The 15,950-nt window shown below is 71.8% G+C and carries 14 protein-coding genes; 9 read left to right on the plus strand and 5 right to left on the minus strand.

Going from position 1 to position 15,950, the window contains the following annotated elements; translation table 11 throughout:
* Positions 1 to 168: 168 nt before the first annotated feature.
* Positions 169 to 1,089, minus strand: a complete 921-nt coding sequence (locus K7C98_RS00865; protein WP_224189553.1) for a hypothetical protein — start codon at positions 1,087 to 1,089, stop codon at positions 169 to 171.
* Between the two features lie 62 nt (positions 1,090 to 1,151).
* On the opposite strand from K7C98_RS00865, the gene K7C98_RS00870 reads away from it, so the two are divergent.
* The gene (locus K7C98_RS00870) at positions 1,152 to 1,310 is read left to right on the plus strand and encodes a hypothetical protein (RefSeq protein ID WP_224189554.1); all 159 of its coding nucleotides are present in this window, start codon (positions 1,152 to 1,154) and stop codon (positions 1,308 to 1,310) included.
* A 59-nt stretch (positions 1,311 to 1,369) separates the two neighbouring features.
* Here the strand turns inward: K7C98_RS00870 and K7C98_RS00875 are convergent, their stop codons facing one another.
* Genes K7C98_RS00875 through K7C98_RS00885 form a run of 3 tightly spaced genes read right to left on the minus strand, consistent with a single transcriptional unit; the run spans position 1,370 to position 3,618 of the window.
* Positions 1,370 to 1,846, minus strand: coding sequence for a hypothetical protein (locus K7C98_RS00875; RefSeq protein ID WP_224189555.1), 477 nt, complete (start codon positions 1,844 to 1,846; stop codon positions 1,370 to 1,372).
* Positions 1,847 to 2,998 carry a tetratricopeptide repeat protein gene (locus K7C98_RS00880; protein ID WP_224189556.1) on the minus strand — a complete coding sequence of 384 codons (1,152 nt, stop codon included), beginning with the start codon at positions 2,996 to 2,998 and terminating at the stop codon, positions 1,847 to 1,849.
* Positions 2,995 to 3,618 carry an RNA polymerase sigma factor gene (locus tag K7C98_RS00885; RefSeq protein ID WP_224189557.1) on the minus strand — a complete coding sequence of 208 codons (624 nt, stop codon included), beginning with the start codon at positions 3,616 to 3,618 and terminating at the stop codon, positions 2,995 to 2,997. Before K7C98_RS00885 ends, K7C98_RS00880 begins: the two co-directional genes overlap by 4 nt.
* A 721-nt stretch (positions 3,619 to 4,339) precedes the next feature.
* Here K7C98_RS00885 and K7C98_RS00890 point away from each other — a divergent pair.
* Together K7C98_RS00890 and K7C98_RS00895 are read left to right on the plus strand one after the other, a co-directional pair.
* Positions 4,340 to 5,668, plus strand: a complete 1,329-nt coding sequence (locus K7C98_RS00890) for a sodium:proton antiporter (protein ID WP_224189558.1) — start codon at positions 4,340 to 4,342, stop codon at positions 5,666 to 5,668.
* A 403-nt stretch (positions 5,669 to 6,071) separates the two neighbouring features.
* Complete coding sequence (locus tag K7C98_RS00895) at positions 6,072 to 7,196, plus strand: alpha/beta fold hydrolase (RefSeq protein WP_224189559.1); 1,125 nt, start codon at positions 6,072 to 6,074, stop codon at positions 7,194 to 7,196.
* A gap of 7 nt (positions 7,197 to 7,203) precedes the next feature.
* Here K7C98_RS00895 and K7C98_RS00900 read toward each other — a convergent pair whose 3' ends face one another.
* Positions 7,204 to 8,604, minus strand: coding sequence for a CotH kinase family protein (locus K7C98_RS00900; protein WP_224189560.1), 1,401 nt, complete (start codon positions 8,602 to 8,604; stop codon positions 7,204 to 7,206).
* A gap of 573 nt (positions 8,605 to 9,177) precedes the next feature.
* On the opposite strand from K7C98_RS00900, the gene K7C98_RS00905 reads away from it, so the two are divergent.
* From K7C98_RS00905 to K7C98_RS00930, 6 genes are all read left to right on the plus strand, one after another.
* Entirely contained in the window at positions 9,178 to 9,972 is a 795-nt protein-coding gene (locus K7C98_RS00905; RefSeq protein ID WP_224189561.1) for a polyphosphate polymerase domain-containing protein, read from the plus strand.
* A complete protein-coding gene (locus K7C98_RS00910; protein WP_224189562.1) occupies positions 9,969 to 10,652 on the plus strand; it encodes a DUF4956 domain-containing protein in 684 nt (227 codons plus the stop codon). Before K7C98_RS00905 ends, K7C98_RS00910 begins: the two co-directional genes overlap by 4 nt.
* A gap of 2 nt (positions 10,653 to 10,654) precedes the next feature.
* Positions 10,655 to 11,866 carry an HlyD family secretion protein gene (locus K7C98_RS00915; RefSeq protein WP_224189563.1) on the plus strand — a complete coding sequence of 404 codons (1,212 nt, stop codon included), beginning with the start codon at positions 10,655 to 10,657 and terminating at the stop codon, positions 11,864 to 11,866.
* Positions 11,863 to 13,203 carry a TolC family protein gene (locus K7C98_RS00920; protein WP_224189564.1) on the plus strand — a complete coding sequence of 447 codons (1,341 nt, stop codon included), beginning with the start codon at positions 11,863 to 11,865 and terminating at the stop codon, positions 13,201 to 13,203. Before K7C98_RS00915 ends, K7C98_RS00920 begins: the two co-directional genes overlap by 4 nt.
* Positions 13,204 to 13,273: 70 nt before the next feature.
* Positions 13,274 to 14,602, plus strand: coding sequence for a lamin tail domain-containing protein (locus tag K7C98_RS00925; RefSeq protein ID WP_224189565.1), 1,329 nt, complete (start codon positions 13,274 to 13,276; stop codon positions 14,600 to 14,602).
* 171 nt (positions 14,603 to 14,773) lie between these two features.
* Complete coding sequence (locus K7C98_RS00930; RefSeq protein WP_224189566.1) at positions 14,774 to 15,949, plus strand: hypothetical protein; 1,176 nt, start codon at positions 14,774 to 14,776, stop codon at positions 15,947 to 15,949.
* The last annotated feature ends 1 nt before the right edge of the window (position 15,950 follow it).

The following is a 15,950-nucleotide window of genomic DNA, read 5'->3' on the forward strand; positions in this document are numbered from 1 at the left end:
GCCGGCGGCGCACGCTCGATGCATGGCCGTAAGGATATGTTTTTAAGGTAATGTCTATAAGGTCATATATCGGTTATGCGCCCGGGCGCGCGGCTAGCGAGTCGAGGGATCACGGTCGCGCGCTCGGGAAAGTGCGGTGATTGCGGGCTGGATCCGCGGACGCTCGAATCACACGTCGAGGGCGCAGACGCCGACGTCCTCGTGCCCGGGCGGGGCGTCGCCGGGCGTGAAGAACGGGCGGCACACCTGACCGACGCCCGGGCAGACGCCGGGGTTGTCGAGGTCACAATAGGGGGTGCAGCAGCCGATATCGGTGGGGTCGCACTCGGTCACGAACTCGACAGCGACGCACATCAAGCCGGGCTCGCACTGGTTCACGTACTCGCAGCCCTCGAACAGCTGCTTGGGTTCCTCCACGAGCGGCCAGCAGGCGAAGGAGTCGGCCAGGTAGTTGCAACTCTGCCCGCTCGGGCAATTCTGCAGCAGCGGGTCGCACTCGGGGATGCACAGCGGGAGCTCCAGGACGAGGCAGGTGAGGCCGGCGCCGCAGGCCGGGTCGGCCGGGCTGCCGCTGCAGAGCGGGATGCAGGTGCCCTTGCCGGTGTCGGCGTCGACGGCGTGGCAGTAGAGGCCGATGTCGCAGGTATCGGGGCCGAGGTGGCCCTCGACGAGGATCTCGCACTCTTCGCCGAGCTGATCGGGGTCGGGCGCGATCGGGTGGCAGGCGATGATCTCGCTCGAGAACGGCGGCGGACCCGCGGCCGAGCACTTCTCGCCGCTGGGGCAGTCCTGCGCCCACGCGTCGCAACCGGCGGGCGGGTCCGGCGGGACGATGAAGTTCCCCCCCGAGGCGCTGGTCGTGGTGTCGCCGGTGGTGCCGGGGTCCTCGCCGGAGGTCGAGGGGGCGGCCGTCGTCTCCGGATCGGGGTCGCCGCTGGTGGTGCTGGTCGCGGTGACAATCACCCCCGTGTCCGGTGAATCGGTGGTGAGCCCGGTCGTGATGATCGGGTCGAGGATGCCCAGATCGCAGCCGGCGAGGGCGAGGAGAGCGAGACCGAGGTGAATAGGGGAAGAGAAGTTCAATCGCATGGGGTGGAGGTCGCGGGAGGGGTCGCCGACGGCTCAACTATTTTTGCGCACAGCGTGCGCGCGTGGCAGTGGTCGAGGTCGAGCGGGCCGCCATCGCGCGATGGTCGATGCTGCGCGCGCTCACCGGCGACGGGCGGACGGAGCGCGTCGTGCACGCGGCGCGCGGCGTGCGAGTCGCGGTGAGCCCGAGCGAGGCGGCGAGCGAGCAGGCCGCGGGGTGAGCCGTCGGACGCGCGGGCGGCTCGAGGTGTGGTGATTGGAAGCGTGCGAGACGGGCGAATCATGGGATGCGGCAGATCCCGAGGTGCTTCAACCCGGGCGCTGCCTCGCCCGGCGAGAAGAACGGGAGGCACTCCTGGCCGGCGCCGGGGCAGGAGTCGGGGCCGTCGAGGTCGCAATAGAGGGTGCAGCAGCCGCTCGAGTCGGGGTCGCACTCGAACACGAGGTCGGGCACGACGCATGCCAGGCCGGGCTCGCAGGCGTTGGCGAACTCGCAGCTATCGAACAGCCCGCGGGGCTCCTCGATGGTATCCCAGCAACCGAAGCCCGAGCCGAAGAAGCTGCAGGTCTCCCCGCCGCGGCAATCCTGCACCACCGGGTCGCAGGTGGGAACGCACTGCGGGAGGGCGATGTCGAGACAGGTGAGCCCGGCACGATCGGCGGTGCGGATCGGGTCGAGGGCGGCCAGGTCGCAGGCGGCGAGGACGACGAAGACGTCGGCGAGAAGAATGAGCGATCGAGAGGTCGTGCGGATCATCTATTCCTGCGGGCCGAGCTCGTCCAGGCGGCGCCGGGCGTCGCCGGCCAATGCACCGTCTGGCGCTTCGGACAGGTAGGTGGCGAACCACTCGCGGGCGCGCGCCGGGTCGCGCTCGAGATCGAGGGCGACCCGGCCGAGCAGGAAGGCGGCGGTGCGGGCCCGCGAATCGCCCGGAAAACGCCGCCGCAGGGCCTGGAGCGCGTCGCGGGCGCGCGGGCCGTCGCCGGCGAAGCGGGCGCAGCGGGCGAGCAGATCGAGGTCGTCGATTGCGAGATCTTTTAAGAGGGGGGGGAAGCCGAGGTGCTCGGCGGCGGCGAGCGCGGCGGTGTGCTCGCCGGCCTCGGCGAGCTCGATCCACGCCGGTCGGCGCGGCGAGGGGGGTGATTTCGCGGTCGCGGCGGGCTTGGCGGAGGGGGTCTTGTTGGAAGGCGAGGGTGGATCGCCGGCGGATGTCGGGGCGGGGTTGGTTGCGGGGGGCGACGGCGGGGGAGGATCGTTCGCGGATGTGTCTGTGGACGCGAGTCGAGGATCGCCGCCGGCAGGCAGGTCGCGCAGCTCGAGGCGTTGCCCGGCGGTCAGGCGCGTCGGCGGGGCGTCACCGCCGATGGCCGCGCTGCCGCGACGGACGTCGACGATCAGGGTGCGGGTGTCGGGGTGCCAGGTCGCGCTGCTGGCGGCGTCGCTGAGCTCGACGGTGAAGGGACCGGCGATCACGAACCACTCGCGGCCGGGGGCGGGCTCGACGTCGAGGGCGACGGCGCCGCGCTCGAGGTGCAGCTCGACGCGCGTCGACTCGAGCTTCACGAGCCGCGCGGCGGTGCCGGGGGCGAGCTCGGCGCGGCTGCGGTCGGAGAATTCGAGGACGAGCGCCTCGTGCTCGGGCGCGGCCAGCCAGCTGCCGACCATGACGGCCTGCTGGGCGACCGCGACGGTGAGCGGGGCGCTCGTGGTGGTGGGGCGGGCGAGGATCAGCGCGACCACGGCGGCGGCGACCAGCGGCACGAGCCACCACGCGCTCCTGGGGGCGCGCGAGGGCGCGCGCGTGAGGCGGGCGACCGCGGCGCGCTGGCGCTCGCGGCGGATCGGGCCGGGGCCGTCGCCGAGGTTGTGGGCGACCTCGCGGGCCAGACGCTGCACCGGATGGGTCATCGCTGCACCTCGAGTTCGCGCAGGTGTTCGGCGAGCATCGGGTCGCGCTCGGCGAGCCGACGAAACCGCGCCTGGGCGGCGGAGATCCGCCGCTTGATGGTCGCCAGGGAGCAGTTGCAGGCGGCGGCGACGTCGCCCAGCGGCTGCTCGTCGATGAAGCGCAGGGCGAAGGCGATCCGCTCGTCGGCGGGGAGGCGGGCGAGCACGGCGTAGGTCCGCTCGAGCAGCTCGCGCGCCTCGTGCGAGGCGGTGGGCGTGTGCACCGCTTCGGCGGCGGCGGCCTGCATGCCGAACCACCGGCGCACGCGGCGACGGCGGATCTCGCTGCGCACGGTGTTGACGGTGACGGCGGCGACCCACCCGCGCAGCGCCTCGGCCTCGCGTACGCGTGCGAGGCCGGCCAGGAGGGCGACGAAGACCTGCTGGACGAGGTCGTCGTGGTCCTCGTCGGCCCCGAGCACGCGCCACACGAGGCGGTTGACCTGGGCGCCGACGAGGTCGAACAGGGCCTCGCCGGTGCGCGGGTCGCCGGCGTGGGCCAGCTCGAGCAGCGACGCGGCCGCGCCGGCCGCCCCGGGCCGCGCCGGCTCGTCGTCGCTCCCCACGACCCGTAGTCGCATCGCAGGACAGTGGTCGCACGAGCCGGCGGCGACGGCTCAACAATCTTCTCGGACCGCGCTCTTCGCGCGCGTCCGGGTCGCGACAGCAAGACGGAGAACCGGTGGTAATCGCCCCGCGCTCTGGACGCACCTCGCCGACGCCGGACATCCCCCATTCGACGCGATTTCAATCCCTCGGTTCGCGGGGATGGTCACGTGGGCGCCCGTGAAGGCGATGACCGAGGATCATGAATTTTTGTTCGTCACAACCACTCGTCGCAGGAGTCGAGCGCGCCGATCGTGCTCGAGGGGACCGCGGCGCTTGCGAGCGAATTGCCGGTGATCATGGCGGCGAATTCGACTCGCGGACGGGTGACCTCGCGTACGTACGATTGGCCGGAGGCGACGGCGCCGCGGCCGGTATTTCGCGTACGCGTCGGCGAAATACCGGCCAATAGCGCAGCGACAGCGATCTCGACCCCGTGCCGGCGCGCCGTCGCAGGCCAGCGATTGGTTCGTCGATTTGTCCGGCTATGGCCCGACGATGCACGCGAGTTCCGAAGTCCTCGCAATCGCCGCCGAGCTCGCTGTGCCTTGATTGCAGTGCGAGTCGCGCAGCGCGCCGCGATATCTCACGACCCGTGTCATAGCAAGCGCGTTTCGCTTGGGCTAATCCCCGCCGCGAACGCAAGGGTCCGGCGCGAGCTGACTCTTGCATCATGACCCACGAGACATCTCCATCATGCCCGAACACGTGATCTTCGGCCTCGATCCTCTCTGGCTGTCCACCGCGCTGCTGATTCTGACCTACGCCGCGATCATGTCGGAGAAGATCAATCGCGCCGTGGTGGCCCTGCTGGGCGCCGGCCTGATGATCTGTCTCGGCGTGCTCACCCAGGAGCAGGCCGTCCACGGCGTCGACTTCAACACCATCGCGCTTTTGACGGGGATGATGATCCTCGTCAACATCACGCGGAAGAGCGGGGTGTTCCAGTACGTCGCGTACTGGGCCGCGCGCAAGGCCGGCGGGGTGCCGTGGAAGCTGCTCATCATGCTCACGCTGGTGACGGCGGTGCTGTCGGCGCTGCTCGACAACGTGACGACAGTCCTGCTGCTCACGCCGGTCACGCTGCTGGTGGCGCGCGAGCTCGACGTGCCGGCCTACCCGTTCCTGTTCGCGGAGATCTTCGCGTCCAACATCGGCGGCACGGCGACGCTGATCGGCGACCCGCCGAACATCCTGATCGGCTCGGCGATCGGGCTGTCGTTCAACGACTTCGTGCAAAACCTGGCGCCCGTGGTCGGGGTGCTGATCGCCCTGCAGGTGATGGCGCTGCACGCGATTTGGGGCAAGAAGCTGCGCACCAACCCCGACGCGCAGCGCAGCATCATGGCCATCGAGCCGGCCGACGCGATCAAGGAGCCTGGCCTCCTGGTCAGCTCGCTCGGCGTGCTGTTCGCGGTCCTGGCCGGCTTCGTCACCGCCCGCCAGACCGGCCTCGAGCCCGGCACGATCGCCATGTTCGGCGCCGCGGTGCTGATGTTCCTCTACGTCCGCCGCCACCCCGGGGCCGACCAGTCGCACAAGGTGCAGGACATCTTCGGCGAGGTCGAGTGGGTCACGATCTTCTTCTTCATCGGCCTGTTCATGGTCGTCGCCGGCGTCGAACACGCCGGGCTGCTCGAGCACCTGGCCCACGGCCTCGTCGACGTCACCGGCGGCGACCGCAACTTCACGGCGATCGTGATCCTCTGGGCCTCGGCGGTGCTGTCGGCCATCATCGACAACATCCCGTTCGTCGCCACGATGATCCCGCTGCTCAAGAGCATGACCCCGGCGATGGGCGGCACCGAGGGCGTGATGCCGCTGTGGTGGGCCCTGTCGCTCGGCGCGTGCCTCGGTGGCAACGGCACCCTGGTCGGCGCCAGCGCCAACCTGACCGTCGCGGGCCTGGCCGAGCGCGAGGGCGTGCACTTCAAGTTCCTCACGTACTTGAAGCTGGCGTTCCCGCTGATGCTCGGCACCATCGCGGTCGCCCACGCCTACCTGTACTTCTGGTTCCTCGACTGAGGCGCAACGAGGTGAGCCGACGCGGCCGCACCCGCCCGGGTGCGGCCGCGTTCGCGATACGGGGCGCACTCGCGGTAGCGACCGATCGGCGGGGCCGGCGAAGACGATGTCGCCGGAGGACGCGACGGAGAGATCGTGCGCGCCGCGGCCGGCGGCGCTGGCGAACCTCTGCGACCAGAGGTGCGCGCCCGCCGATCGGTCGAGGTCGGTTCGGCGTCGCGGCTCGAGCCGGGGCCGGTCGAGCCGGTGGTGGCGGGGTTCTGCGGGTCGCCGGGGCGATCAGCGAGCCCGACCGCGAGCGCGAGCGAAACAGGACGCGAAAGCGAAGTCATGCGTTCGCGGTAGGGTACGCGCGCGCGCCGGGGCGACCTGACCGCGGGCGCGAGTTGTGCGATCGTGGGGCATGGCCGCGTGGTCGCTGAGACGTCCGCAGGGCGCGACGCTGGTCGGCGAGACGCGCGGGCACGGCGAGCCGGTGGTGCTGGTGCACCCGACGGCGATGACTCGGCGCGGCTTCGCGGCGGCGGCGGAGCAGCTGGCGACGTGCCTGCGCGTGGTCACGTACGACCGCCGCGGCTGGGGCGACAGCCGCGGGTCGAACGGGCCGCACGACTGGTGGGCGACGCACGGCGACGACCTGCTGGCGGTGATCGAGAGCCTGGGCCAGCCGGCGCACGTGGTCGCGTGGGCGAGCAGCAGCGCGGCGGCGATCCACGCGGCGCTGCGGCGGCCCGATCGCGTGCGCAACCTGGTGCTGTTCGAGCCGACGATCGGGGCCGGGCCGCCGCGGGCGCGGCGATTGCGACAGCTGCGGCGGGCGCTGACGTGGGAGGCGGCCGGCGAGCCGCGGCGCAGCCGGGCGGTGTTCTGGCGGGCGACGACCGGGCGCGGGGTGTGGGCGCCCGAGACCGGGCACCGCGGAATCACATGCGCGTTCGACCAGGTCCGAGAGGACATCCAGGAATTGCTGCTGGCCGCGCCCGGTCCGCTGGCCGACGAGCTGCGCGCCGGGACGGCCGACGAATTGCTGGGGCACCTGCACGCGCTGCAGCCGGAGCTGCACATCCTGCTGGCGGGGATGAGCGTGCGCCGGGTCTATCGCCTGGCCGAGCGGCTGGTCGACCGCTGCCCGGAGGCGGGCTGGCGCGGCGAGGAGGACTGCGACGCGCTGCTGCCGGTGAGCCGGCCGAAGCTGTTCGCGGCCTGCGTGCTCGAGATGCTCGGCCACGCCGACTGGCGCGCCATCGCGGCGGCCCGGCTGGCCGAGCTGAGCGCCGCGCTGCGCTTGCCGAAGCTCGAGCGGCTGCAGGCCCGCTGCGTCCGCACCAGCGAGCTGCTGGTCCCCGACGCGGTCACGGGCGTGCTGCGCTGGGATCCCGAGGGCGAGGGCGCGTGCGCGAGCCTGGTGGTCGGCTCGGTCTACGAGCTCACGGGGGCGAGCGCGCGGGTGCTCGGGGTGATCGACGAGTGCGGCGAGGACTACGTGTACCCGCCGGAGTGGTTCGAGTGGGTGCCGATCGACTGGTGAGAGGAGGTCAGGGAACGCACTGGCCGGTGTCGCCCTTCTTGCCGCCGCCTCGCCAGCAATCGAGCCAGTCGTCGACGAACGCGGCGCGCTCGGCGATGAACTCGCGCATCTCCTTGACCGCGGAGTGGTACTGCTTGTTGGTGAACGGCTTGTTGACGTCGCTCAGCGCGGCCGCCTCGATCTGCGCCGACCAGGCGTCCATGCGGGCGTGGAGCACGCCGACGTCGTAGCCGGTCGCCAGCACGTGCTCGATCGCGGCGATGTACCTGGCGAACCACTCCGGGTCGGCGGTGACGATCTCGTACTGCGGCCGGCCCTTGTCGTTGGGCTTGATATAGGTGTACGGGTCGACGTTGGGCTCGACGCGGTCGAAGGTGGCGTCCTTGTCCCAGGGGATGATGTTGAAGCCGGTCTTGGGGTCGTTGTACAGGTAGAGGTTGAGGCCGCCGGCCCAGGCGCCGTCGTTGTCAGGGATCACGGCCTCGGCGGCCCACGCGAGCACCGCCTCGTCGAGGTTCATGAGGGGGGCGAGCTCGGCGAGGGCGTCGGCGGCGTCGAACGCCTTGATGTCGCTCTCGTCGGGGTTCTCCTCGTTGGTCTTCTTCTCCCAGCGGCCGCCCTTCTTGTAGAGGTTGCCCTCGTCGAATTCGAAGTAGCGCTCGATGAACTCGCTGTCGACCTTCTCGATGCTGGTGAACAGGCCGTAGTACTCGCCGTTGAGCATCAGGCGGGCGTTGTTGGCGCAGGGGGCCGGCAGGCCGACGTCGCGGAGGATGTGCATGGCGAGGCGGTCGCGCAGGAAGGTGCGGTTGTACTCGGCGGCGTCGAACAGGATCTTCTTCAGGCCCTGGAACCGGCCCTTCTTGTTATAGGTGTTGAAGGAGACCTCGAGCTGCATCTTGTTCTGGCCGTGCCACCAGGTGTCGTTGCCGCGCAGGCGGACCGACGCGTTCGTGATGATCTGGTCCTGGTACTTGAACTGCTTGACCGGGTGCTCGGGCTTGTTGTCGTCGTCGGCGGCCTCCCACTCGGCCTTGAGCCCGGCCAGCTCCGACGGCGAGAGCTCGATCTCGAAGGTCGGCAGGATGTCCTGCGAATAGATCTCCGGGCACCCCTTCGGCACCCAACCGGGCGGCTCGACGCCTCCGGTGGTGTCGTCGCCGGTCGTGGGCTCGGGCTCGCCGGTGGTCGGCGGCTCGACCGAGCCGGTGGTCTCCGACCCGCCGTCGCCGGTGGTCGGCGCGGCGTCGGAGGTGGTCGCGGGGCTCGTGCTCGTGCCGGGCGGCTGCGCGGCGCCGGTGGTCGTGCCGTCGTCCTCGTCGCCGTCGGTGTCCGAGCCGGTGGCGGTGTCGTCCGAGTTACATCCGCTCGCCGCGATCATCACGAGGAGAAATTTCCCAATACGCATACTCGAGAAATCTACAGAGAGACTCCCCGGGTTCAAGGGCGACGCGTCACGGATCTCCATGGCCGGGCCGCGGACGAGCGACGATTGAAGCGTGGACGCATTGCCCACACGGCGCCAGGAGTATGTCGTGTGTGTGTCGATCGCGTCACGTGGGTAGCCGCCTGACCGCGGTGCCGCACGTCACTGGATGACGGCGCCCGAAAGTCGGCGGGGCGGCCGCTGCGGCGGCCTTCGCGGCGGTTCTGTCGCGGCAGGGGACCGCGTCGTCGCGGGGCACGGGCGCGCCGTGGTGGCGACATTCGCCACGCGCGTGGAGGGGCGGGCTGGGGCGGCCGGGGCGGGCGCTGCGCGGGCGACGGCAGGGGCCGCGGGTGACGCCTTGGAGTTCGTCCGTGGCCGGGTGCGTGGCCCGATCGAGCCCGCAGATGCTCGAGCTCACGGTCAATCGCGACCGGCGGTCCTAGCATGGACGGATGTGAATTGACGGGCGTACCCGGCCCGAACGATCGCTTCGGCGATTGATCCTACCAGCGCGCCCTCGGGGGGCGCAGCGCCGATGGAGGGCGATATGTCATGTCCGTGGTTACGGCAAACGTGATCGAGAGGCGAGAATATAAATACTTGATAGACAACGCGACCGCGGTGCGCCTGCGCGCGGCGATCCGCCCGTTCTGTGACATCGATCCGTACGCCGCCCGCAGCCCGGGCGGACGTTACACGATCGAGAGCCTGTACCTCGACTCGCCGACCATGGGCCTCTACTGGGCCAACGAGCACGAGCAGGTCGACCGGATCAAGGTGCGCGTGCGCGGCTACGCCGAGGCGCCGAACAGCCCGGTGTTCCTCGAGGTCAAGCGACGGATCAACGACGTCATCACCAAGACGCGCGGGCGGGTGCCGCGGGACCGCTGGGCGCAGCTGCTGGCCGACCGCGCCGCGCCGATCCCCGGCGAGGTGGCCGGCAAGGACCGGGCGGCGGTCGAGCGCTTCCTGGCGCTGACGCGGACGATGCACCTGCGGCCGTACACGGTGGTCCGCTACGACCGCGAGCCGTACTTCAGCCGGGTCGACGACTACGTGCGGGTCACGATGGACACGCGGATCCGCGCGCAGGCGACGGACCGGTGGTCGTTCGCGGCGCCCGACCGCAACTGGCGGGCGCTCGACGACGGGGCGACGCAGCGGGCGCACGAGTCGCTGATCGTCCTCGAGCTCAAGTTCACGACGCAGGTGCCGCTGTGGCTGCACAACATCGTCGAGCAGCTCGACCTGACGCGGCGCTCCTTCTCGAAGTACGGCACCTCCATCAAGGCGTTCTACGGGGCTCAGGACGCGCGGATGTACCGGTTCGCGGGAGGTTGGCGATGAACTCCATCGACGTATTCATGGCCGGCGGCGGCGAGCCGTTCGCGTTCAAGAGCGCGGCGCTGGCGCTGCTGCTGGCGTTCGGGCTGACGCAGGTGCTCGGGGCCGTGTATGTGTGGACATTCCGCGGGATGTCGTATTCACAGGGGCTGGTCCACGCGATCGTGCTCGGCAGCGTGATCGCCTGCATGCTGATGCTGGCGATCGGCAACAGCATCGCGGCCGGCCTCGGCATCGCCGGCGGCCTGGCGATCGTCCGCTTTCGCACGGCGCTCCGTGACCCGCGCGACATGATCTTCGTGTTCGCGGGGATGGGCTCCGGCATCGCCGCCGGGCTGGGTGCGCACGCGGCGGCGCTGTGCGGCACGGCGCTGTTCTGCGTGGCGGTGTGGCTGCTGACGTTCTCGGAGTTCGGCAGCCAGCGGCGCTTCGACGGCCTGCTGCGCTTCCAGCTGCCGCTCGGGGCCGATGAGGCGCCGGTGATGGCGCTGCTCCGCAAGTACAGCCGATTCATCGCGCTGGTGACGTTGCGCGAGGTCGCCCAGGGCGAGGCGATGGAGCACGCCTATCAGGTCCGGCTCGGCGACCCGGGGCAGCGCGCGGCGCTGGTCCGCGGGCTCGAGGCGCTGCCGGGGGTCCAGGACGTTTCGTTGCTGCTGCAAGAGCCGACGGTGGAGATCTGAGCATGTCTTCGTATATCAGGACTCGCATCCTCCCCTGGGTGGTCTGGGCCGGGACGATGACCGGCGCGACCTGGCTGTGGCTCGATGTCCGCGCCGAGGGGGCTGCCCTCGGGTTCGCGCTCGGCGTCGAGCACGAGGTGAGGCCGCCGGCGGCCGGCCGCGTGCAGACGATCGAGGTGGCGCCGGGCCAGCACGTCCGCGCCGGGCAGGTCGTCGCGGTGCTCGACGCCAGCGAGCTCGACGCCGAGCAGGCGATCCTCGCCGCCGAGCGGGCCAAGCTCGAGGCGTCGCTCGGGGCGGTCCGCGCCGAGACGACGATGGCGGCCGACGACAAGGTCAGCGCCGCCGAGGCGACGGTCGCCGAGGCCGACATGGCCGTGCGGACAGCTCGTAGCAATCGCGAGATCCGCGCCGCCGAGCTGCGGGCGGTCAGCGCCCAGTTCGACGCGCTCTCCGGGCTGGTCAAGGACCGCATGGCCGACCGCCGCGACCTCGACGCGCTCAAGGTCAAGCGCGCGGCGCTGCGCAAGGAGGTCGAGGCGGCCGACACGCTGGTGCCCGAATTGGTGCGCCAGGCGGCGGCGGCTCGGGCCCGCCGCCAGTCGCTGCCGACCGACGCGACCGAGCTGGCGTTGCGGCCGGTCCGCGCCGAATTGGCGGTGATCGCCGGGCGCGAACAATTGCTGGCGGTGCGCCGCGAGCAGACGGTCCTGCGCGCGCCGGCCGACGGCCAGGTGGCGGCGGTCCACGTGCCCGCCGGGGCGGTCGCCGGCCCGAACGCGCCGGTGTTGACGATCGTCAGCCGCGGGCCGGGCGACGACGACGAGGTGGTGGTGTGCCTGCGCGAGGGCCAGGCCGGGCAGGTGCGCATCGGCGAGGCGGTGCTGCTGCGCTCGCGCGGCGCCGGCGGGGCGGCGGTCACGGCCCACGTGACCCGCCTGGGCCCGCAGATCGGCGAATTGCCGGAGCGCTGCCGGCGGAACCCGGAGCTGCCGGAGTGGGGCCGCGAGATCGCGGTCGCGCTCGACGAGCCCGCGCCGCTCCTGCCCGGGCAGGCGTTCTCGGTCAGCTTCCTCGGCTACCCGTCGCCGTGCGCGCCGGTCGACGTGGCGTCGTCGTCGGCGGTCGACGCCGGCGTGCTGGCGGCGCCGAAGCTCGAGGCGATGCTCGAGCCGACCCGCGCGGCCGCGCCGGAGAGGTCGGAGGCGCCATGACCCGCGCGTGGACGATCCTGTCGTCATTGACGATGATGGCAGTCGGTTGTGTGCAGGGGCCGGCGATCTCGCCCGAGCGGGCGGTCGCGACCTGGCGCGAGATGCAGGTCGGCCACCCGCACGGGCCGCTGCCCGAGGCCGCGGTGGCGGCGCTCGAGGCCGGCGACGCGCTGACGGTCGAGCAGGCGTACGCGCTGGCGCTGGCCAACAACCCCGAGCTCGCGGTGGTCGAGGCGCGCGCGGAGGTGGCGACGGAAGAGATCGCGGCGGCGCGGCAGATCGACAACCCGAGCGTGCGCGTGTCGAACATCGGCGTCGACGACTCGGCGCAGGGGCGGCTCGGCTTCAACCTCGGCCTGCGCGCGCCGATCCCCCGGCCCGGCAGCGTGCGCGCGCGCGTCGACGGGGCCCGGCACGCGGCCGCGAGCGCGCAGGGCCAGGCCGAGGCGGCGCGCCGACAATTGCGGGCGCAGGTGTATCGATTGTTCGCCCGCCTGGCGTGGCTCACCGCCGACCTCGAGGAGGTCACTCGCGCGGTGTCGCTGTGCGACGAGCGGCAGCGGCAGCTGCGAGCCCGGGTGGCCCGCGCGGTGGCGACCGACGTCGAGCTGGCGCTGGCCGACGTGGCTCGCGCGGAGGTGGTCGACGAGGCCCGCAAGCTGCGCGGCGAGCTGGCGCGCACCGAGGCCGAGCTGGCGCGCGTGGTCGGGCCGGGGCCGGCGTTCAGCGTGCGCGTCGACCGGAAGCAGCTCGACATCGACGACCTGGTGCTCGACCCGGCGGCGCTGACGGAGTACGCGCTGCGGGCCCGCCCGGAGCTGCGCGCGGCCCAGACGAGGGTCGGCGCGGCGCGCTCGGCGGTGACGCTGGCGAAGGTCGAGGCGGCGCCGTGGGTGAGCTGGGCCCAGGTCAATTACTTCGTCGGTCCGGGCACCACCACGCCGGCCTCGTTCGGCCTGGCGCTGGCGATCGACGTGCCGCTGTTCAGCCTCAATCGCGGCAAGATCAAGGCCGCGAAGGCGCTGGCGCGCCAGCGTCAGGTGGAGGAGCGCGCCGAGGTGGCGGCGATCGCCGGCGAGGTCGGCGAGGCGATCGCGCGGGCCCAGCGGGCCGACGCGCGGGTGCACGAGATCGAGCAAGGCCTGCTGCCGCAGGTCGATGCGGCGGCGCGTCAGGCTGACGCGGCGCTGGCGGCGGGGACGCTCGACGTGGTCGAGGTCCTCGACATCGAGGCCCGCCGGGTGGCCGCGCGACGGCTGCACCTGGCGGCCCGCTTCGAGCGCCGGGACGCGCTCATCGAGCTCGAGGCCGCGGTCGGGGCGCCGCTGCCGCGTTGAACGAGCGTTGTTTCACTGCCTCTATTTCCATCAGCGAGGGTATGTCATGTTCGAGCGTCGAATCGTAGCAGTGTCTCTGTCACTCCTGGCAATGGCCGCCCCGGCGGCCCTCGGCTGCAATCAGGGCGGCGGCGGCGGCGGCTCGACCGCCGACGAGCCGGCCGACACCACCGGCGACGAGCCGAGCCCGGGCACGAGCACGGGCGAGGAGCCGTCGGTGACCTCGGAGGGGCCGGTCGGGCCGGTCTGCGGCGACGGGGTCGTCGAGGGCGACGAGGTGTGCGACGGCGTGGAGCTGAACGGGATGTCGTGCGCGGACGTCGACCCGACGTTCACCGGCGCGCTCGGCTGCTCGGCGGACTGCCTGGCGATCGACGCCTCGCAGTGCGTCGCCGAGCCCGTCGGCGAGCCGCGCGTCGCGCTCAACGAGCTGACGTCGAAGGGCGCGGAGGCGGGGCCGTTCGCCGGCAAGGGCGACGCGGTCGAGCTGTTCAACGCCGGCGACGGTCCGGCCGACCTGTCGGGCTGGCGGCTGTCCGACGACGACACGTTCCCGGCCGACAAGACCTACGTGTTCCCCGAGGGGACGAAGCTGGCGCCGGGCGAGCGCCTGGTGCTGGTCGAGCTCGACGCGGTGACGGGCGCGGGCGACCTGCCGTTCGGCATCAGCTCCAGCAACCCGGAGACGCTGACGCTGGTCGACGCCGACGACAAGACCCGCGACGCGCTGACGGTCGAGGGCGTGGCGGCGATGGTGTCGTGGTGCCGCCTGCCCGATGGGACAGGTTCGTGGTCACACTGCGAACAGACCCTCGGCGCGCCCAACGTCGAGGCGAAGACGATCTGCGGCGACGGCACGCGCGAGGGCGCGGAGGCGTGCGACGGCCTCGACGTCGGCGCGGCCAAGTGCGCCGACCGCGGGTTCACCGGCGGGGCGATGACGTGCACGCCGAAGTGCACGCTCGACTCGTCGATGTGCACGGCCGACGTGGCGGTGGCGGTGAACGAGCTCGAGTCGACCAACGACGACATCGAGCTGTTCAACGCCGGCGCCCAGCCGGTCGACATCTCGGGGTGGATCCTCACCGACATGGCGCTCGACGCCACCTTCGACCCGGCGGTCGACGACGAGAAGCTGGTGTTCGCGCCCGGGACGACGCTGGCGCCGGGGCAGTTCCTGGTGGTGAAGCGCGGCAACCAGCCGGGCCAGCACGCGTTCGGCCTCGGCTCCAACGGCGACACGGTGACCCTGCTGAAGCCCGACCTCACGCGGGTCTCGGAGGTCTCCTACGGGGCCGACCAGGCGGCGCTGTCGTTCTGCCGGGTCGTCGACGGGCCCCAGGGCAGCTGGGCGGCCGGCTGCACGCCGACGCTCGGCGCGGCCAACTCGGCGCCGTGAGGCCGCCGGCGCGGTGATGCAATGAGAGGACATGCTCGAAAGAGCATGTCCTTCGTGTGTCCCGCGTCCGGAGGGGTCGGGCATGACATGTCCGATGGGACATCAGCCGCTCGCGCAGGCGCGCGGGCGAGCGGCTCGGCGCGCCGGCGGGTGTGGTAGAGTCGCCGGCGCATGATGCCCGCGAAGGTCCGCAAGCCGCCGCTCGTCGCCGCGTTGCTCGCCCTGGTGGCGACGCCGCTCGCCACCCGCCTGCTGGTCCACGGCAGCATGCCCGACACCTGGGGCGTGTTCCCGCCGCCGAAGAGCCCGGACGTGCCGGGGTTCAGCTGGTTCGTGTTCGTGCTCGGGGTGGCGCTGGCGCTGCTGATCGCCGGCTTCATCCGCGCGCCGCAGCGGTTCGGGTTCGCGCCGCCGGAGCCGGCGCCGCGCGAGCAGCCGCGCCTGGTCGCGTTCCCGCCGTGGTGCGTGCCGGGGGCGCTGCTGGCGATGGCCTCGTGGGCGCTGATGTGGGGCGAGCTGCCGGAGCTGGCGGCGCTGGTGCCGTTCAGCTTCGTGCCGCTGTGGTGGGGCTTCATCCTCGCGCTCGACGGCGTGGTCTACCGCCGCACCGGCGGGACCTCGCTGGTGGCCCGCCGCCCGGGCGCGGTGCTGGCGATCGGCGCGACCTCGTGCGTGAGCTGGTACTTCTTCGAGTACCTCAATTACTTCACGCGCTCGAACTGGTACTACCCGAACGACGCCATCTTCTCGCGGTGCGGGTACCTGCTGTGGTTCGGCCTGGCGTTCACCACGGTGCTGCCGTCGATCTTCGTGGTGTATCAATTGCTGACCACGATCGAGCCGCTGCGGGCCCGCTTCGCCCGCGGGCCGAAGATCGAGCTGTCGCGCGCGGCGGTGCGGCGGCTGCTGTGGATCGGCCTGGCCTCGCTGGCGGCGCTGGTGCTGTGGCCGGCGCCGCTGTTCCCGCTGATCTGGCTCAGCCCGTTGCTGGTGCTGTCGGCCGCGACGGCGCTGGCGGGCGCGTGGACGCCGTTCTCGGCGCTTCGCAGCGGCAACTGGGCGCCGGTGGTGCTGATCGGCCTGGCCTGCGCGCTCAACTACCTGGTCGGCGAGATGTGGAATTTCTACAGCACGTCGCAGAACCCCAACTTCTGGAAGTACGACGTGCCGTACGTCAACGTGCTGCAGGTGTACGAGATGCCGCTGCTCGGCTACTTCGGCTACCTGCCGTTCGGCATGCTGTGCTGGGTGTGGTGGATCCACCACGCGCAATTGCTGGGCGTCGATCCGGCGATCGACGTCGTCGCCGGCGCCGGGCCGACGCTGACGCGGCACCAGGACGCGTGAG

Source organism: Nannocystis pusilla (assembly GCF_020073745.1).
Taxonomy (GTDB): domain Bacteria; phylum Myxococcota_A; class Polyangia; order Nannocystales; family Nannocystaceae; genus Nannocystis; species Nannocystis radixulma.